This window comes from Rhodospirillum rubrum ATCC 11170 (assembly GCF_000013085.1).
Lineage (GTDB): Bacteria > Pseudomonadota > Alphaproteobacteria > Rhodospirillales > Rhodospirillaceae > Rhodospirillum > Rhodospirillum rubrum.
On the sequence record NC_007643.1, the window covers coordinates 377,045 to 396,220 of the forward strand.

The following is a 19,176-nucleotide window of genomic DNA, read 5'->3' on the forward strand; positions in this document are numbered from 1 at the left end:
GGTCCGACCCCAAGAAACCCCGGAAATCCGCGGGTTTGTAAAATACCCATATCCAGAGAGCGGTTTTGGCATGGGGAATGCATTTAAGGGACCAGCTAAGCCGTTCCCGTGACCAATGAGGCCTGCCTAAACTTAAGGTCCTTTCCCCCCTAAGCAATACATCCTTCGTCAAGACTAAAATGGTGCGTCCGTCCTCGGCCGTGGCTGGTGGATGCTGTCTGGAGGTCCGACTGTTGAAACCCGATTCGCTGAATTACTTCATTCTTGCCGATAGCGACAAATGTATTGGCTGTCGGATGTGTGAAATTGCCTGCGCCGTTACTCATTCGGAAGACAAGCCCGAAACGGTGGGCGCTCTGGACGGTCCTTTGGTGCCCCGGCTGTTCGTCGTCGTCACCGACGACGTGACGGTGCCGGTGATCTGTCGTCACTGCGAGGATGCCCCTTGCGCCTCGGTCTGCAAGATGGCGGCGATCTCGCGGGTTGACGGCAAGGTCCTGGTCGATGCCGAGCGCTGCGTCGGCTGCCGGTTGTGCCTGATGGCTTGCCCCTTCGGCGCCACCGAATTCGTCCCCCAGCCCGCCGATGCCGCGCCCGTCTATATCACCCCGGCCGATGGCCGGCCGAGCCGCGCCGTCAAGGTCCGTTACAAAGCCAATAAATGCGACCTGTGCAGCGGCCTCGCCGATGGCCCGGCCTGCGTCAACGCCTGTCCCCAGAACGTCCTGTCGATCGTCGATCCCGCCGCCGAAGTGGCGCGGCGCGCCCTGGGCGCCGTCGAGGATCTGGTGTCCAGCATGAAATTCTCCGGTCTGTGAGCCAGAGGGATATGAGCATGTCGATCCAACCGACCGTAACCATCGATCCCGAGCTGTGTACCGGATGTGGGCGGTGTGTTGAAACCTGTCCGGTTCAGGCGATCGCCGGCAGCCGGGGCAAGGCCCATGAGATCGAGGCGGCGGCTTGCGTGTCCTGCGGGCGGTGCGTCGCCACCTGCGCCGCCTTTGATTCGATTTTCGACGCCTTCCCGACGCCGCGCCCGGTCCGCCTGAAACGGCGCGGCCTTCCCGGTTCGCTGAAGGAGCCGTTGTTCGCCGCCCATGATCCCAGCCGGATCGAGGCGGTGCGCAAGGCCTTCGCCACCCCCAAGCGGATGACGGTGATGCAGGTCGACACCATGGCCTGCGTCGCCCTGGCCGAGGATTTCGGCCTGCCCCCGGGCAGCCTGTCGCCGCTCAAGATCGCCAGCGCCGCCCGCCAGCTGGGCTTCGATCGGGTGTACCGCACCAGTTTCCCCGCCGGTCTGGCGGTGTTGGAAACCGCCCACGAGATGGCGGCCCGTCTGGCCAATGGCGGCAATCTGCCGGTGATCAATTCGTCGTGTCCGGCGGTGGTGGCCTTCCTGGAACGGCGCTATCCCGAGCTTTTGCATTACCTGTCGACGGTGAAGTCCCCCCATCAGATCGCCGGCGCCCTCTACAACTCCTATCTCGCCGATGCCGCCAATCTCGCCCCGGCGAATATTCACAAGGTCTCGGTCGTCGCCTGCCTGTCCCATAAGGCCGAGGCCGAACGTCCCGAGATGATGACCTGCGGCTGCCCGGATATCGATACGGTGCTGACCGCCCGCGAGCTCGCCATCCTGATCAAGGACGCCGGCATCGACGTGCCTTTGCTGGGCGATGGCGAATTCGACAACGATTTTCCCGAGATCGAAGGCCTCGACACCCTTTATTGCGCTCCCGGCGATGTGTCGCGGGCGGTGCTGGGCGCCGGGCGCTGGTTCCTGGGCCAGGGCGAAGGCGTCGGCGCGCCGGCGGGCGAAACCGTCGAGGTGCTTGACGAGGCCACCCGGCTGACCCGGCTGGCCTATCCCGGCGGCACGCTTCAGGCGCTGACGGTGGCCGGCTTCGACAAGGCCGTTCCCTATCTTGAAGCGATCAAGGCCGGGCGCAATGCCTTCCAGTTCCTGGAGATCGCGTCTTGTCCCCAGGGCTGCGCCTCGGGGGCGGGGTTGCCCAAGGTGCTGCTGGAAACCGAGAAACCGGCGCGCTACCGCGCCCGGATCGAGAACCTGCCGCCGGCGGCGCCCGAGGCGTGGAGCCGGCTTCCCGGCCATCCGTCGATCGTCGCCCTCTATGGCGGCTACTTCGGCAAGGCCATCGGCGACAAGTCGAACCGCCGTCTCCACACCCAATACGCCGAACCTGCGGCCGCCCCCTAACTCCCTCCCTCGCCGCGCCCCGTCGCTTGGGGCGCGGACCCCACGGTGTTGCAACGATAAGACCGATTGAGGCGAACGATGAGTTACTACACTCCCAAGGAAATCGCGGAAAACGCCGTCAAGACCTACGGCCTGAAGGCCGCCATGCCGGCCTCCAAAATCCTGGCCCTGGGCTTCCTGGCCGGCGGCTTCATCGCGCTGGGCGCCGAGGCCGCCACCCTGGCCGCCCATGACGCTTCGGGCGTTGGCATCGGCCGGCTGATCAGCGGGCTGGTGTTCTCGACCGGCCTGATGATGGTGATGATCGCCGGGGCCGAGTTGTTCACCGGCAATGTCCTGATCTGGATGGACTTCCTGGAGCGCAAGGTCGGCGTCAACGCCATGCTGCGCAATTGGACGCTGGTCTGGCTGTCCAATTTCGCCGGCGCCGTGGTCGTCGCCTCCATGATGGACCTGTCGGGGCTGTGGAACACCAACGAGGCCCATGTCGGCGCCTATGTGCTCAAGACCGCCGTCGGCAAGCTGTCGCTGACCTACACCGAGGCCTTCGTTCGCGGCATCTTCTGTAACTGGATGGTCTGCCTGGGCGTGTGGATGGCCTATTCGGCCAAGGATACCGCCGGCAAGGTCCTGGCCATCTTGTTCCCGATCACGCTGTTCGTGCTGAGCAATTTCGAGCACTGCGTGGCGAATATGTACTACATCCCCGCCGCGATCTTCGCCAAAGCCAATATCGCCGCCGTCGAAGCCAGTCATCTTGGCGACAAGCTCGATCTGCTGACCTGGTCGAATTTCATCGTCAACAATCTGGTGCCGGTGACGCTTGGCAACATTGTTGGCGGCGCTCTTTTCGTCGGCTCGTTCTACTGGTTCACCTATCTGCGCGGCCAGAAGCCGACGCCGGCGCCCGCCGCCACCGTCCCCTTCTCCGTCGCCAAGTGCCCGGTGATCGCCGCTTGCCCCGCCACCACCCTCGCCGGTTCGAAAGGCTCCCTGAGCGCAGCCGAATAGGTCCAGCCGCCGGGGGGCGGCTTCCCCCCGGCGGTCCCAGTGCGGGGCTTGTGGGCGCGGCGTTCGGCACCGATCCGACTTCAGGAAAAAAACGATGGCCGTCTTACTGATCACACCTGAGAAATGCACGAATTGCCGTGCCTGCGAGGTCGCCTGTTCGATGGCGCACGAGGAGGAATTCAATCCCTCGCGCTCCCGGGTCAGGGTGCTCGCCCGCACCGCCGGCGAAAAGGCCGTTCCGGTCACCTGCCTGCAATGCGACGACGCCGGATGCATGGCCGTCTGCCCGGCCCATGCCATCACCGACGATGTCGTCACCGGCGCCCGGCTGATCAACGAAACCCGCTGCATCAAATGCACGATGTGCATGCAGATCTGCGCCTTCGGGGCGACGTTCCAGGATGAGCGCAGCCGCAAGATGCTGAAATGCGACCTCTGTGACGGCGATCCCCTCTGCGCCAAGGCCTGCCCGTCGGGCGCCATCGTCAGCGGCGAGGCGGCGACCGCCAATGCGGCCAAGCGGCTGGTCGCCGCGCGCAAGATGAAAGTCTTTTCAAAAGGAGGGCGCGGCTGATGTTTGGCTGGTGTGGACACCTGCTTCGCGTCGATCTGAGTACCGGCGCGATCCGCAAGGAGGCGCTCGAGGACGGCGCGGCGAAAGCCCATCTGGGCGCCGGCGCCCTTGGTCTTCACCTGTTCGGGGCGGCAAACGGCGAGACGATTGATCCGTTTAGCGGCGCCAACCGGGTGGTCTTCGTCACCGGCCCGTTGACCGGCACCCTGGCCCCCAACAGCGGCCAGCACGCCGTGGTCACCGCCGTGCCGCCGCAAGGCCGCCCGGCCGTCGCCAGCTTTGCCAGCGGCTTCGGCCCGGAACTGAAATACGCCGGCTATGACGCCATCGTCATCGAAGGCCGCTCGGCCGAACCGCTGTATCTGTGGATCAAGGATGACGTGGTCGAACTGCGCCCGGCCAAGGGGCTGTGGGGCGAAACGGTTATCCCCACCCTGCGCGCCGTGCGCGCCGCCACCCATCCCGAGGCCCGCTTCTGCGGCATCGGCCCGGCCGGCGAGAACGCCGTCGCCGGGGCGGTGATCGTCGATGATCAGGGGATCGGCGCCGGGTTGGATATGGGCGCGGTTCTTGGCGCCAAAAACCTGAAAGGCATCGCCGTTCGCGGCACCCGGGGGTTCCGCGTCGCCGATACCCATGGCTTCGTCGAAGCCGCCCTGGCCGCCCGCGCCCAGGTCATCGCCGCGCCCCTGGCGCTGTCGGGGGATCCGATCGACGACGTGATGCTGGTCGCCAGCGCCGCCACCACCGCCGCGCCCGCTGGGCGCGCCCCCGGCCGGCCGATGGGCTGCGTCGGCGCCACCTTATCCTTCGCCACCTTCACCGCGCGTTCGGGCGCCCGCCAGACGATGGCGCTCAATGCCGAGGCCTTGCCCGGCGCCCGCGCCGCGCGGCTGGGCGACTACCGCTTCATCGTCGATCACGGATTGGCCTATGGCCCGACCCGTCAGGGTCTGGCCGGGCTGGGCGACGAGGACGCGGCGCTTGCGGTGAAGGCGATGGCGGCGGGCGAGCGCCCGGCCTTCATCGCTCCGCCGCCCAACGCCGAGGCCGCCCCGCCGCCCCGCCACGGTGGGTACGCCGTCGGCGGCTATCTGGTGGTGCCCGATATAGCGCCGTCTTCGGACGATCCCTTGCCGGCGGTGGCCGAGGCCGCCGGTCTGTGCCCGCTGACCGGCTTTGTCTGCGACGCCGACACCCTGGCCCGCCTGCTGCGGACCGCCACCGGGATCCCCGCCACCGCTTCGACCATCCTGTCCATCGGGGGACACCAAAATGCTTGATGATGTTGTGACCCGGGTCCTGCCCGCGGGCGGCGCCGCCGTCCCTGGTTCGGGCCATGGGCCGGGCGCCGTGCCCCGCTGGAACGGGGCGGGCCATCGGCCGGCTTCCCCCCGGGCCGGTGCCAATGGCGTGATTTTCCTGGCCTCGCTTATCTTCTCGGGGCTGGCCCTGGCCGGCGCTATCGCCGCCATTCTGGCCGTTTTCCCCGGTCCCTGGACCCTCGGCCTGGGGCGTCTGCCCTGGCTTGCCAGCGATCAGGCCCTGTTCGGGCTGGCGCTTGATCCGCTGTCGTGCCTGATGCTGGTGGTGATCACGCTCTGCGGCTTCCTGGTGGTGCTCTACTCGGGCGGTTACATGAGCCTGGGCAACGTCGAGCACCCCTCCGACGCCAATCTGGCGCGCTATTACTTCTTTGTTTGCCTGTTCATCACGGCGATGGTCGGGCTGGTGTCGTCGCCCAATTACTTCCAGCTTTTCCTGTTCTGGGAACTGACGACGCTGTGTTCCTGGGGGCTGATCTCGTTCTATGGCGATGCCGAGGCCCTGAAGTCGGCCTATAAGGCGCTGCTCATCACCCATGGCGCCGGGCTGTTCCTCGCCGCGGCCGTGGTGCTGATCTATGTCGAGACCGGCTCTTTCGCGTTCGACGCGATCAATCTGCTGACCCCGGGCCTGAAAAGTCTGGTGATCGCCTTCATGGGCATCGCCGCCCTGGCCAAGGCCGCCCAATTCCCCTTCTTCACCTGGCTGCCCACCGCCATGGCCGCCCCGACCCCGGCCAGTTCCTATCTCCACGCCGCGGCGATGGTGAAGGCCGGCATCTATCTGCTGGCGCGGCTGGCGCTCAGCGTCGACGCCTTCCCGCCCGAACTCGGGCTGGCGCTCAGCGTCATCGCCATCGTCACCATGTGTCTGGCCGTCGTCCTTTATTTCCCGCAAGATGATCTGAAGCGGCTGCTCGCCTTCTCGACCATCGCCAATCTTGGCTACATGGTTCTGGGCATCGCCATGGGCGCCATGGGCTCGCGGACGGCGCTGGAAGGCGGGATGCTTCATCTCGTTGGCCATTCCTTCACCAAAAGCCTGCTGTTCCTCGCCGTCGGCGCCATTTCCTACGCCACCGGCACCCGCAAGATCGGCCTGCTCAGCGGTCTGGGCCGCAAGATGCCGGTCACCGCGCTGGCCTTCGTGCTGGGCGCCATGGCGATCAGCGGCATGCCGCCCTTCAACATGTTCTGGTCCAAATACCTGATCGTTTCGGGCGCCATCGAGCTCAGCTCGACCTGGGGCTGGACGCTGGCCGTCCTCACCCTGGCCGAGAGCGTCGCCGGCTTCGCCTGGTTCTTGCACATCGTCCACAAGGTCTTCTTCGGCCCCGTCTCCCCGACCGCCGAGAATGCGCGCGACCCCGGCGCGGCCATGCTGATCCCCCTCATCGTCCTGATGGCCTTCAGCGTGCTCTCCACCGTTTTCGCGCTGCCCATGATCCAACAGTCGTTCGGGGGGTGAGATCATCATGAGCACAACGCAAGTTTTCCTCGGCGCCTTCGCCGTCCTCGCCGCCCTTCCGGTCCTCACCCTGCTGGCCGGAAACCGCAAGTCCCTGGCGGGGTCGATCACGCTGGTCGGCGTCGGTGTCGCCTGCCTCGCCATGCTCGGGCTGGCCGTCACCGCTCTGACCGTAGGGCCGATCGCCTTCGATCTGGGAACCGTGCCGCTGTTTGGCCTGACCTCGAGCCTCGCCTTCACCATCGACGGCCTGAGCGCGATCTTCGTCATCTTGATTTCCGTGCTCGGCACCGCCTCGGCCCTCTATTCGGTGGGCTATATCGCCCATTACCCCGATGAGGACGCCCGGCGCTATTACGTGCCTTTCCCGCTGTTCATCGCCGGCATGCTGATGGTGGCGACGACCTCGGACTGGTTTTGTTTCTTCTTCGGCTGGGAGTTCATGACCCTGGTTTCCTATTTCCTGGTGACGTTCGAGAACCGGGATAAGGAGAACCTGTCGGCGGGCTTCATCTATTTCTTCATGACCCAGCTCACCTCGATGGGGCTGATGTTGGCTATCATCGTGCTGGGCACCTGGGGCGGGTCGACCTCCTTCGCCGCCGTCGCCAAGACCCTGGGCGCCCTTCAGGCCGAGAATCCGGTCGCCCTTTACGGGCTGCTTAGCCTGTTCTTCATCGGCTTCGCCACCAAGGCCGGCATGTTCCCGCTGGGCATCTGGCTGCCCAAGGCCCATCCGGCCGCCCCGGCCAGCGTGTCGGCGCTGCTGTCGGGCGTGATGATCAAGCTTGGCATCTACGGCATGCTGCGCATCTTCCTGTGGGCCCTGCCGCTGGGCGAGGCCACCCATGTCTGGGGCATGGTGATCACCCTGTTTGGCGTGCTGTCGATGCTGGTCGGCACCCTGCGCGCCCTGGGCGAACACGATTGCAAGCGCCTGCTGGCCCAGCATTCCATCGGCCAGATGGGCTATGTGCTGCTTGGCCTCGGCCTGGGTCTGACCTTCCTTGGCAGCAATCCGCTGTTCGCCGCGCTTGGCTTTCTTGGCTGCCTCTATCATCTGATCAACCACGCCTGCTTCAAGTCGCTGCTGTTTTTCAACACCGGCTCGATCCTCTACCGCGCCGGCACCCGCGACCTTGATTCGCTGGGTGGCCTGTCGGCGGTGATGCCGCTGACCGCCGGCTGCGCCCTGGTCGGCGCCCTGTCGATCGCCGGCACCCCGCCGTTCAACGGCTTCGTCAGCAAGTGGCTGCTTTATCAAAGCGCTATCTTCGGCGACGTCAGCACCCCCGTTTACATCCTGGCCGCCGTCGTCGCCATTTTCATCGGCACCGTCACCCTGGCCTCCTTCGTCAAATACATGGGCACCGCCTATCTTGGCACCTTGCCCAAGCGCTTCGTCGGCAGCGGCTTTGGCTGCCCGCGGTCGATGGAGGCGGTCGAGGTGTTCCTGGCCGTGGTCTGTCTGGTGATGGGCGTTTTCCCCGGCCCGGTGGTCGCCACCTTGCTTGGCGTGCTGGATCCGGCCTTCGCCGGCGCCGGCGTCGATCTTGGCCCCAGCGTGCTGAGCGCCCTGCCGTGGTCGGGGCTGTCGGTCACCTCGGCCTCGGGCACGACCCTCACCGTCTTCGCGCCGCTGGTGGTGATCGGTGGACTGGCCGTCAGCTTCGCCCTGTCGGCGCTGATCCACGGCGCGGTCAAGGTGCCCTCGCGCCCGGCGCAGATCTGGAACTGCGGCGAGGAGATCGACGACGAACTGGTGCGCTACCGCGCTTCAAGCTTCTACAGCCCGTTTAAGAAGCTGATCGCCCCGGTCTATCGCCAGCACCCGTTCCCCACCCTGTCGCTGCCGGCGCTGCTGCCCCGGCTCCTCGATCTCGACAAGTGGCTCTATTTCCCGATCGGCGCGCTTTTTCGCAAATCCAGCAAGGCGATCAGCCGGGCCCATACGGGTGTTCCCCAGCTCTACCTGTCCTGGCAGGTGGCGGGTGGCGCCCTGGCCATCGTCTTCGCCCTCTGGCTGATGTGAGGTCTTGAAAACCATGACGACGCCACAAACCATTCTCGACGACATCAACGCCCGCTTTCCCGGATGCGTGACCCGCGGCCTCGCCCCCCAGCCCGACCGGCTTTATCTGCGCACGACCACCGAGCACATCCGGACGCTCGCCGCCTATGTGTTCAACGACCTCAAAGGCCGGCTGGTCACCGGGGTTTGCACCGACATGGGGCCGGTGACCGGCGAGTACGACATCATCTATGCCTTCTCGTTGGACGCCGAGGGCATCCTTCTCACCCTCACCGAGCCGACCGACCCCAAGGATCCCAAGGTCCCGACCCTGACCGATCTGATCCCGGGCGCCGATTGGCACGAGCGCGAGAACTACGACATGCTGGGCGTGGTCGCCGAAGGCCATCCCAATCCGCGCCGCCTGCTGCTGTCGGAAGACTGGCCCGAAGACCTGTTTCCGATGCGCAAGGACTTCCCCCACGACTTCAAGCCGCCCAAGGCCGAGAAGATCACCACGCCTTTGCGCGACCCGTTGGGCAACGAAAGCAAGGCGACGATCATCAGCGTCGGCCCGTTCTTTCCCACCCTGGATGAGCCGGCCTATTTCCGCCTGTTCTGCGAGGGCGAGGAGATCATCGGCTCGGATTACCGGGGGTTCTTCTCGCACCGCGGCATCGAAAAGCTCAGCGATACGGTCCTTGATTATAATCAGGTGCCGTTCATGGCCGAGCGGGTCTGCGGCATCTGCGGCTTCGTTCACAGCGCCTGCTATTGCATGGCGGTGGAAGACGCCGCCGGCATCGAGATCCCGCCGCGCGCCAAATACATCCGCTCGATCATGATGGAACTGGAGCGCCTGCACAGCCATCTGCTGTGGCTGGGGCTTGCCGGCCATTACCTGGGCTTCGACACGGTGCTCATGCAGTCGTGGCGCATCCGCGAGCCGATCATGTGGCTGGTCGAGGAGATCACCGGCAACCGCAAGACCTATGGCATGAATCTGGTGGGCGGCGTGCGCCGCGATCTTGATAGCGCCATCTGCGACAAGATCATGGCCGCCGTCACCAAGATCGGCATCGAATGCGAAGAGCTGATCTCGGCGGTGGCCGGCGATGAGTCGCTGAAGATGCGCATGGTCAAGGTCGGCGTGCTCAGCCACGAGGACGCGCGCGGCATCTGCGTGGTCGGCCCGACCGCCCGCGCCTCGGGCGTCCATATCGACGCCCGCGCCGATTACCCCTATGCCGCCTTCCCCGATCTCGATTTCAAGCCGTCGTTCCACGAGGGCGGCGACATCTGGGCCAGAACCCTGGTGCGGGTCGACGAGGTGCGCTCCTCGGTCGATCTGATCAAGCAGATGATCACCAAGCTGCCCGAGGGCGAGATCATGGCCGGCTTCGGCCCGATCCCGGCCTGGCGCGAGGGCTATGGCATCGCCGAGGCGCCGCGCGGCGAATGCGTCCATTACGTCCAGACCGGCAAGGACAACCGTCCCTACCGCTGGCGGGTGCGCGCGGCGACCTATCCGCAGCTTCAGGCGGTGCCCTTGATGCTCAAGGGCATGAGCATCGGTGATTTCCCGATCATCATCGGCAGCATCGATCCCTGCTTCTCGTGCACCGAACGCGTGCTCACGGTCGATACGAAAAGCAAAGCCATCCGCACCTACACCGAAAAAGACCTGCTGGCGCTGACCCGTCGGGCGGGGGGCAGGTAATCGTGGAAAACGTCGGACTCGCGATCTTCAACGTTCTTTTGGTGGTCTGCGCCGCGCCGCTGCTTGATGGCGTTCTGCGTCAGGTCAAGGCCCGCATCCATTCCCGCCAGGGGCCGCCGATTCTGCAGACCTACTTCGATCTGGCCAAGCTGCTGGTCAAGGAGGACCAGCGCGGCGTCAATCAGCTGTTGTTCGCCTGGGCCCCGGTGGTCTGCATGGCCTCGGTCATCCTCTCGGCGCTGTTCGTGCCGATGGCCGGTCTCTCGCCGCTGGGCTTCTCGGGCGACGCCATCGTCTTCTTGTATGTGCTGACCATGGCGCCGCTGTGCATGTGCTTAGGCGGCATGGCCTCGGGCAGCCCCTATGCCTATGCCGGGGCCAACCGCGAGATCATGACCCTAATGGCGGTCGAGCCGGTGGTGGCGATCTGCCTGATCACCTCGGGGATCCGCGCCCATTCGCTCAATCTCGCCGATTGCGTCAACGCCTATGCCGCCGGCGCCCCGGCGCTGTCGATGATCATCGCCACCATCGCCTTCTTCCTGATCCTGCCCGCCGAGCTGTCGAAGGTTCCCTTCGATCAGGCGGAGGCCGAGACCGAGATCATGGAAGGGCCGCTGATCGAATATTCGGGCCGCAAGCTGGCGCTGTTCAAATGGTCGTTTTACGCCAAGCAAATCGTGCTGATCACCCTGTTCGTCGAATGGTTCCTGCCGTGGCCGCACATGAATTTCGTGCCGCTCGACATCCTTGCCACCCTGATCAAGGTCGTGATCGTCGCCGTTATTATTGAAGTCATCGCCCAGATCTTTCCCCGTTTCAAAATCCATCAAAGCATCCGCTATTTCTACGCGGTGGTCGCTTTCTCGGTCGGGGGTCTGGTCTTGGCGGTCATGGGTCTGTAGGGGGCATCATGCTGAGCAAAATCAAAGAAGCCCTGATCTGCCTGCGGGCCGGGCGCGTCACCCTTCCTTATCCCTTCGTGCCGCTGAAGGCCCCGCCGCGCTTTCGCGGCCGGCCGACCATCGATGGCGCCAAATGCATCGGCTGCGGCGCCTGCGCCGAGGTCTGTCCGCCCCGGCTGATCGAGGTCAACGACGCGGCGAGCACCCGCACGGTCGAGTTGAACTATTCGCGCTGCACCTATTGCGCGCGGTGCCAGGAAATCTGCCCGACCGGGGCGATGACCTGCACCGAGGACTTCGAGATGGCGACGGCCGACCGCAAGAACCTGACGGTCTCGGTCCAGCTCGACATGGTCCACTGCGAGACCTGCGGCAAGGCCTTCATGACCAAGCGCATGCTCGACAAGATGCTGACCGAGTTCTGTCCGCCGTGGATGAACAAGAAGATCGATGTTCCCAAGTGGCTTTGGCAGTGCCCGCAATGCCGGCTTGACAAGACCGGCTCCGTGATCGAAGGGAGCATCAAAAATGGCTAGCGGCGCGACGATCTATATAAGTCTTCTTCTTATCGTAACCTCGTTTGTCGTTGTCGAATGGCGTTATCTGAAAGGGGCGATCTTCACCTATCAGTGCCAGTCGGTGCTGATGGCCCTGATGTTCGTTCTCTACGGCACGGCGCTTGATAACCACGCCCTTTATTATTGGGCCGGCACCGCGCTGGTCAGCAAGGGGGTGATCATTCCCTGGCTGCTGCGCCAATACGTGAACAAGGTCGGCGCCGAGGAGACCCGGCCGATGATGGGGGCGGCGCTGTCGTTCATCCTCGCCGTGGTCGTCGCCGCCCTGGCCTTCTGGTGGACCTTCAACCACCACGACGATCTGGTCATCACCGCCGAGCTGATCGGCGAGCCCTACCGGCTCAATCTGGCGGTGGCGGCGGTGGTTCTGGTGATCGGCTTCTACGCCCTGCTCACCCGCCGCGACGCCTTCAAGATCGTCATCGGTCTGTGCCTTCTGGAAAACGCCGTCCACCTGAGCCTCGCCAGCCTGGCGCCGACCATCGCCGAGACGGCGATGATCGGGGTGGTCACCGATGTCGTGATCTCGGTGTGGATGATGCTTTACGTCGTCCGCTCGATCTACGGCGCCGTCGGCTCCACCGACACCACCAATATTTCGCAGCTGAATGGCTGAGGGAGCCGGGACAATGGCGAATTCATCCTTACTACTTCTGTTATTCCTGATTCCCGCCCTGGGGGCGGTCGTGGAATATCCCTTGGGCCGCGCCCGCTCGGCCCTGGCCGGCGCGCCTTCGGTGGCCGGGGCGCTTGGCGCCTTCGCCGTCGCCGTGACCATGGCCTTCCGTATCGCCGAAAGCGGCGACCTCTTCGCCCTGGGCGGCTGGTTCCATGCCGATGCCCTGTCGGCGGTGGTGGCGATCGTCGTCACCTTCGTCGGCTTGGCCGCCACCTTGTTCTCGATCGGCTACCTGCGCCACGAGGTCGAGGCCGGGCAGTATTCCCAAACGCGGCTGCCGGTCTATTTCGTGCTGAACTCGGTGTTCATCGCCACCATGGCGGCGGTCACCGTCACCAACAACGTCATCATGATGTATGTGGTGGTCGAGGCGACGACCCTGGCCTCGGCCCTGCTGGTCACCTACTACCGCAAGCCGGGTGCCTGGGAAGCGGGCTATAAGTACCTGCTTCTGTGCTCGGTCGGCATCACCATGGGCCTGCTGGGCTGCGTCATTCTGTATTCGGCGGCGGTGCCGCTGCTCGGCGGCCACCGGGCGATGCAGATCAGCGAACTGGCCACCGTCGCCGACCAATTGCCGCCGACCGCCGTGGTCGTCGGCTGCGTGCTGATCATCATCGGCTTTGGCTCCAAGGCCGGTCTGATCCCCTTCCACGCCTGGCTGCCCGACGCCCATTCCCAATCGCCAAGCCCGGTCAGCGCCCTGCTGTCGGGGGTGACCCTGAAGGTCGCCATTTACGCCATCGCCCGCATCGCCAGCCTGTTCTATGCCGGTCACGGTGCTTTGGGCGTCTTTTGCATCGTCCTTGGCGCGATCACCATGCTGGGCGGCATCATCGCCGCCTTCAGCCAGACCGACTTGAAACGCCTGCTCGCCTACAGCTCGGTCAGTCAGGTCGGCTATATCATCATGGGCCTGGGCATCGGCTCGTACCTGGGCTTTTACGGCGCGGTTTATCACCTGATGAACCACGCCCTTGATAAGGCCATGCTGTTCCTGTGCACCGGCCTGCTGCTCTATTCCTGCGGCACCACCTCGATCGAGGAATTGGGCAAGCGCAAGCATTCGCCGCTGGTCGCCCTCTGCTTCTTCATCGGCGCCCTGGCGATCAGCGGCGTGCCGCCGCTCAACGGCTTCTGGAGCAAATTCGCCATCTACACCGCCGCCGCCGAGGCCCATCTGTGGTGGGCTCTGGGCGTGGCGCTGCTCACCAGCCTGATCACCATCGCCGTGCTGGTGCGCGCGGGCTATCTGATCTTCCTGCGCAACACCGACCACGACCACGGTTCCACCGACGTTTCCGGCGACGCCGCCCTGGCGTTTGGCGATGGCGCCGCAACTCCGACTTTTGACGGCTCCGCCGGCACCCCGGCTTTTGACGGCTCCGCCGTCCTGGCTGTGGGCGGTCGGGTTCCCCACCAGGGCTATCCGGTGATGATGATCGGCGTCGTTGTCACGATGACCGTTCTGGTCGTCGTCACCGGTCTCAACCTCAGTGTCTTCAACCGTCTCATCGACCTATCGGTCGGCGTGCTGCTGCGCTAGCGCGCCCGGAGAAACGGCCATGTCCCTTTATGATTTCATCATGCGCAAGGTCTTCAAGCGCTCGCTGTGGGTCTTTCATGCGAACGCCGGAGCTTGCAACGGCTGCGACATCGAAGAGGTCAACGCCTTCACCCCCTATTACGACGCCGAGCGCTTCGGCCTGAAGCTGGTTGGCTCGCCCCGCCACGCCGATGTGCTGCTGATCTCGGGGCCGGTCACCCGCACCGCCGAACCCCGATTGCGCCGGCTTTATGAGCAGACCCCCAACCCCAAGGTGGTGATCGCCTGCGGGTCCTGCGCCGTGGGCGGCGGCATGTGGTTTGACAGCTACCACGTGTTGGGCGGCGCCGACAAAGTGGTGCCCGTCGACTTCTACATCCCCGGCTGTCCGCCCCGCCCCGAAGCCATCCTGTGGGGGGTGGCGGTGGCCATGGGGTTGGTCGAGGCCAAGGCCCAGCCCTACAGCTACCGCCAGGAACACGCCCTGCCGATCCCCGTGCGCAAGCCGGCGGCCGAGCCCCCGCGCGAAACGGCCGAGTAGGGGCGGGCCATGACGATCTTCGATGACCTGGGCGGGCGCCTGAAGGGCCGGGTTCTGGTCGTGGGAGCGGGCAACCCCTTGCGCGGTGATGACGGCGCCGGACCGCGCCTGGTCGAGATGCTGACCGGGAAAGTCAACGCGGCGCTCTTGGATGTGGGGGAGATACCGGAAGCCTATACCCGACGAATTCTCGAGACCCGGGCCGACACCATCCTTTTCGTCGATGCGGCGGACTTCGGCGCCCAGCCGGGGGACTTCGCGCTCCTGGAGGAAGAGACCATCGCGGCTGGCCATGCCGGAACGCATCAGCTGCCGCTGACCCTTTTCTTCCAGTACCTCCGTGAAAGCGGCGGGGGCGAGATCGTGGTCCTGGGCATTCAGCCTCAATCCATCTCCTTGGGGACGCCAATGAGCGCGGCCGTGAGCCGGACGCTGGCCTCCCTGTCTGACCTACTCAAGGAGCTTTTGAAATGACGAGCGCAAACCAAAGGGCGCTAACTGGAGGGCAACCGTGAACAAGTTCGTCATCGCCGACCCCAAGAAATGCATTGGGTGTCGCACCTGCGAAGTCGCCTGCGTCGTCGCCCATTCCAACGGCAAGGGTGGCGCCAATTCGATGTCGGAGGAGAGCTTTTCTCCCCGGCTGCGGGTGATCAAGACCGCCACCGTGACCACGCCGATCCAGTGCCACCACTGCGACGACGCTCCCTGCCTCAACGCCTGCCCGAACGGTGCGATCGTTTATTCGCATGACTCCGTGCAGGTCAATCAGGCCCGCTGCATGGGCTGCAAGAACTGCGTCATGGCCTGCCCCTTCGGCGCCATGCAGGTGGTGAAGGCGTCGGCCCATGGCAACGACGGCGATAGCCGCCGGGTCGAGGCCCATAAGTGCGACCTGTGCATCGAGCGCGCCGCCGGTCCGGCCTGTATCGACGCCTGTCCGACCAAATCCCTTCATCTTGTCGATCGCGAGCGGGTTCAGGAGGTGCTGCGCAAGCGCCAGCTCCAGGCCGCCCTCGACGCCTCGGGCATGTCCCTCTGAGCGCGACAAGCACATCCATCGCCTAAAGGAGTAGAGAAGATGGAAAAGGTTTTGACCGTCTGCCCGTATTGCGGCTCGGGGTGCAAGATCAACCTGCTCGTCGAGAACGATCAGGTGATTGGCGCTGAACCGGCCCAGGGCGTGACCAACCAGGGCGAATTGTGCCTTAAAGGCTATTACGGCTGGGACTTCCTGAATGATCCCAAGCTGCTGACCCCGCGCCTGCGCAAGCCGCTGATCCGCCGGACCCGTGACTCGGCCTTCGAGGAGGTGTCGTGGTACGAGGCGATCAACTTCGCCGCCACCCGCTTGCAAGAGATCAAGCATAAGTACGGCCCGGATTCGATCATGCTGACCGGTTCGGCCCGGGGGCCGGGCAACGAAGCCAACTACGTGATGCAGAAGTTCGCCCGCGCCGTGGTCGGAACCAACAACATCGACCATTGCGCCCGCGTCTGCCACGGCCCCAGCGTCGCCGGTCTGCAGGTGACCCTGGGCAATGGCGCCATGAGCAATTCGGTCGAGGAGATCGAAAACACCAAATGCGTTTTCGTCTTCGGCTATAACGCCGCCGTTTCCCATCCGATCGTCGCCCGCCGCATCCTCAAGGCCAAGGAGAAGGGCGCCAAGATCATCGTCTGTGACCCGCGCTTCATCGAGACCGCGCGCATCGCCGATCTGTGGTTGCCGCTGAAGAACGGCACCAACATGGCCCTGGTCAACGCCTTCGCCCATGTGCTGCTTGAAGAAAACCTTTACGACAAGGATTTCGTGGCGAAGTACACCGAAGGCCTGGATGACTACAAGGCGACGGTGGCCAAATACACCCCGGAATACGCCGAAAAGATCACCGGCGTTCCCGCCCAGCAGATCCGCGAAGCCATGCGGATGTACGCCGGGGCCGAGACGGCGACCGTCATGTGGGGCATGGGCGTCACCCAGTGGTCCCAGGCCGTCGATGTGGTCAAGGGGCTGTCGGGTCTGGCCTTGCTGACGGGCAATCTGGGCAAGCCGTCGTGTGGCGTCGCCCCGGTGCGCGGACAAAACAACGTCCAGGGCGCCTGCGATCATGGCGCGCTGCCCAACATGCTGCCGGGCTATCAGCCGGTGACCGATGCGGCGGCGCGGGCCAAGTTCGAGAAGGCCTGGGGGGTGAGCAATCTTCCCGACAAGCCCGGCGTCTGCCTGACCGAAGTGCCCAAGATGGTTAAGGCCGGCAAGCTCAAGGCCTATTACATCTTCGGCGAAGACCCCGCCCAGACCGATCCCGATCTGCATGAAGTTCGTGAATCCATGCGCGATCTGGAATTCGTCATCTGCCAGGAAATCTTCATGACCAAGACGGCGATGATGGCCGACGTGGTCTTCCCGGCCACCTCGTGGGGCGAGCACGAGGGCGTCTATTCCAGCTGCGACCGTGGCTTCCAGCGCTTCTACAAGGCGATCGAACCGCAGGGCGACGTCAAGCCCGACTGGGAGATCATCTCGCTGATGGCGACGGCCATGGGCTATCCCATGAAGTACAGCAATACCCAGGAGATCTGGGACGAGCTGCGCGAGCTTTGCCCGATCTATTACGGAGCGACCTACGAGAAGATGGCCGGCCTGGGCTATATCCAGTGGCCTTGCCCCGATCTCGACCATCCCGGCACGCCTTATCTCTATGCGGACAAGAAGTTCCAGACGCCTTCGGGCAAGGGATTGCTGTTCGCCTGCGAGTGGCGCCCGCCGATGGAAAAGGTCGATGCCGCCTATCCGCTGATTCTCAGCACGGTGCGCGAGGTCGGTCACTATTCCTGCCGGACGATGACGGGCAACTGTCACGCCCTGCAGACCCTGGCCGACGAGCCGGGCTATATCAGCATGCACAGCAAGGACGCCAAGGCGCTGGGCATCAGTGACCAGCATCTGGTGTCGATCTCATCGCGTCGCGGCAAGATCATCGCCCGTGCCGATATCGACGACCGCATCAACGAAGGCGCCGTTTACATGACCTACCAGTGGTGGGTTGGCGCCTGCAACGAACTGACCGCCGAGCACCTCGATCCGATCTCCAAGACCCCGGAATACAAGTATTCCGCCGTCAAGGTCGAGGCCATCGCCGATCAGGCCTGGGCCGAAAACCACGTCCAGGAGGTCTATAGCCAGCTCAAGGCCGATCTGGCGAACGCCGTCGCCTAAGGCGTCTTCTCCCGCCGGCCTTAGGCGTTAACCGGGGAGCCCGGGTCCTGGCCGCCTTCCAGGATCCGGGCCCTTCCGGCGGGCGCCGAGGGTCGTTTCTTTCCTTAAGGAGATGAGCCATGGGGGCGACCGGTCGTCTGGTTGACCGCTTCGGTCGCGCGATCACCTATCTGCGTCTCTCGGTGACCGACCGCTGCAATTTTCGCTGCGTCTATTGCATGGGCGAGGACATCACCTTCCTGCCCATGAGAGATCTGCTGACCATCGAGGAACTCGACCGGCTGTGCGCCGCCTTCATCGGGCTCGGGGTGCGCAAGCTGCGGCTGACCGGAGGGGAGCCGTTGGTGCGGCGCGGGGTCGAAACCCTGATCGGTCACCTGGGCGAGCATGTGGCCGCCGGGCGGCTTGACGAACTGACCCTGACCACCAACGGCGCCCGCTTGGCGGCCTTCGCGCCGGGGCTGGTCCTGGCCGGAGTGCGCCGGGTCAATGTCTCGCTCGATACCCTGGACGGTGACCGCTTTCGCCAACTGACCCGCCTGGGCGATCTCGAGACGGTTCTGGCCGGCATCGCCGCCGCCAAGGCCCAGGGTCTGGCGGTCAAGATCAACGCCGTGGTGTTCGAGGGCGGTCCCGAAGGCGATATCGACGCCCTGATCGCCTGGTGCGGCGCCCAGGGTCACGATCTGACCCTGATCGAAGCCATGCCCTTTGGCGGCATGGCCGGGCTGGGCGACGGCCATCGGTCGTTCCTGGAGGGCTTGCGCCGACGTTTGGCCGAACGCTGGTCTTTCGAGGCCTGCGATCACGCCACCGGTGGACCGGCGCGCTATGTGCGGGTCGCCCAGACCGGCGGTCGCCTTGGCTTCATCGCGCCGATCAGCGGCTGCTTCTGCGACGGCTGCAACCGGGTGCGCGTTACCTGCACCGGCGCGCTCCACCCCTGCCTTGATGGCGGAGCGACCGCCGATCTGCGGGCGGCCTTGCGCGCGGGCGAGTCCAACGGTCCGCTCGAGCGGGCGATCGACGAAGGACTGCGCGCCAAGCCCCGGGGCCATGGCTTTAACACCCTGATCGAGCATGGAAGAGTGAGCCTGGGGCGCCATATGAGTGTTACGGGAGGCTGAGTGTGACTCTGTTTGAAAGGGGTGCTAATACCCGCTAAGTTCCGCGTCGACTCGCGCCGGCGAACACGAGAAAATACAAATCGACCCCGAAACGAAATGCGTGCGTAAAGCGCGTCTATACAACGGGGCAGAGTATTCGTTTGGGGGAAAGAGTCGGATGGCTAATCATTTTGACTGGGAGTGGGGCAACCATACGGGGTGTAATGGGGAAAATAACCCTAAAATATCTCTGGTTAGCCGAATA

Annotated in this window: 17 protein-coding genes; all 17 read left to right on the plus strand. The window is 64.6% G+C overall.

The features are described from left to right. Positions 1-233: 233 nt before the first annotated feature. The gene (locus RRU_RS01625; protein WP_014625912.1) at positions 234-818 is read left to right on the plus strand and encodes a 4Fe-4S dicluster domain-containing protein; all 585 of its coding nucleotides are present in this window, start codon (positions 234-236) and stop codon (positions 816-818) included. A gap of 17 nt (positions 819-835) precedes the next feature. Then, positions 836-2,224: a [Fe-Fe] hydrogenase large subunit C-terminal domain-containing protein gene (locus tag RRU_RS01630; protein ID WP_011388063.1), complete on the plus strand. Its 1,389-nt coding sequence runs from the start codon at positions 836-838 to the stop codon at positions 2,222-2,224. A 78-nt stretch (positions 2,225-2,302) separates the two neighbouring features. Continuing rightward, the gene (locus tag RRU_RS01635) at positions 2,303-3,235 is read left to right on the plus strand and encodes a formate/nitrite transporter family protein (RefSeq protein WP_011388064.1); all 933 of its coding nucleotides are present in this window, start codon (positions 2,303-2,305) and stop codon (positions 3,233-3,235) included. A 160-nt stretch (positions 3,236-3,395) separates the two neighbouring features. Next, a complete protein-coding gene (locus RRU_RS01640; RefSeq protein WP_011388065.1) occupies positions 3,396-3,809 on the plus strand; it encodes a 4Fe-4S dicluster domain-containing protein in 414 nt (137 codons plus the stop codon). Then, a complete protein-coding gene (locus RRU_RS01645; RefSeq protein ID WP_011388066.1) occupies positions 3,809-5,092 on the plus strand; it encodes an aldehyde ferredoxin oxidoreductase N-terminal domain-containing protein in 1,284 nt (427 codons plus the stop codon). Before RRU_RS01640 ends, RRU_RS01645 begins: the two co-directional genes overlap by 1 nt. After that, on the plus strand, positions 5,085-6,602 hold the full coding sequence (locus tag RRU_RS01650; RefSeq protein WP_011388067.1) for a hydrogenase 4 subunit D: 1,518 nt from the start codon (positions 5,085-5,087) through the stop codon (positions 6,600-6,602). Before RRU_RS01645 ends, RRU_RS01650 begins: the two co-directional genes overlap by 8 nt. A gap of 7 nt (positions 6,603-6,609) precedes the next feature. After that, positions 6,610-8,634 (plus strand): proton-conducting transporter membrane subunit, encoded by a 2,025-nt coding sequence (locus tag RRU_RS01655; protein WP_011388068.1) that lies wholly within the window; start codon positions 6,610-6,612, stop codon positions 8,632-8,634. 13 nt (positions 8,635-8,647) lie between these two features. Then, on the plus strand, positions 8,648-10,333 hold the full coding sequence (locus RRU_RS01660) for an NADH-quinone oxidoreductase subunit C (RefSeq protein WP_011388069.1): 1,686 nt from the start codon (positions 8,648-8,650) through the stop codon (positions 10,331-10,333). 2 nt (positions 10,334-10,335) lie between these two features. Next, positions 10,336-11,238 (plus strand): respiratory chain complex I subunit 1 family protein, encoded by a 903-nt coding sequence (locus RRU_RS01665; protein WP_011388070.1) that lies wholly within the window; start codon positions 10,336-10,338, stop codon positions 11,236-11,238. A gap of 8 nt (positions 11,239-11,246) precedes the next feature. Further along, positions 11,247-11,774 carry a 4Fe-4S binding protein gene (locus RRU_RS01670; RefSeq protein ID WP_011388071.1) on the plus strand — a complete coding sequence of 176 codons (528 nt, stop codon included), beginning with the start codon at positions 11,247-11,249 and terminating at the stop codon, positions 11,772-11,774. Beyond that, positions 11,767-12,432, plus strand: a complete 666-nt coding sequence (locus RRU_RS01675) for a hydrogenase 4 membrane subunit (protein ID WP_011388072.1) — start codon at positions 11,767-11,769, stop codon at positions 12,430-12,432. The genes RRU_RS01670 and RRU_RS01675 overlap by 8 nt, the downstream gene beginning before the upstream one ends. Positions 12,433-12,445: 13 nt before the next feature. Next, positions 12,446-14,041, plus strand: a complete 1,596-nt coding sequence (locus RRU_RS01680; RefSeq protein ID WP_011388073.1) for a complex I subunit 5 family protein — start codon at positions 12,446-12,448, stop codon at positions 14,039-14,041. Between the two features lie 19 nt (positions 14,042-14,060). Further along, complete coding sequence (locus RRU_RS01685) at positions 14,061-14,582, plus strand: NADH-quinone oxidoreductase subunit B family protein (RefSeq protein WP_011388074.1); 522 nt, start codon at positions 14,061-14,063, stop codon at positions 14,580-14,582. A 9-nt stretch (positions 14,583-14,591) separates the two neighbouring features. Continuing rightward, entirely contained in the window at positions 14,592-15,056 is a 465-nt protein-coding gene (locus RRU_RS01690) for a hydrogenase 3 maturation endopeptidase HyCI (RefSeq protein WP_011388075.1), read from the plus strand. 37 nt (positions 15,057-15,093) lie between these two features. Next, a complete protein-coding gene (locus RRU_RS01695; RefSeq protein WP_011388076.1) occupies positions 15,094-15,624 on the plus strand; it encodes a 4Fe-4S dicluster domain-containing protein in 531 nt (176 codons plus the stop codon). Positions 15,625-15,663: 39 nt separating this feature from the next. Beyond that, positions 15,664-17,805 carry a formate dehydrogenase subunit alpha gene (gene fdhF / locus RRU_RS01700; RefSeq protein WP_011388077.1) on the plus strand — a complete coding sequence of 714 codons (2,142 nt, stop codon included), beginning with the start codon at positions 15,664-15,666 and terminating at the stop codon, positions 17,803-17,805. 119 nt (positions 17,806-17,924) lie between these two features. Beyond that, positions 17,925-18,932: a GTP 3',8-cyclase MoaA gene (gene moaA, locus RRU_RS01705; RefSeq protein WP_011388078.1), complete on the plus strand. Its 1,008-nt coding sequence runs from the start codon at positions 17,925-17,927 to the stop codon at positions 18,930-18,932. Positions 18,933-19,176 lie beyond the last annotated feature (244 nt).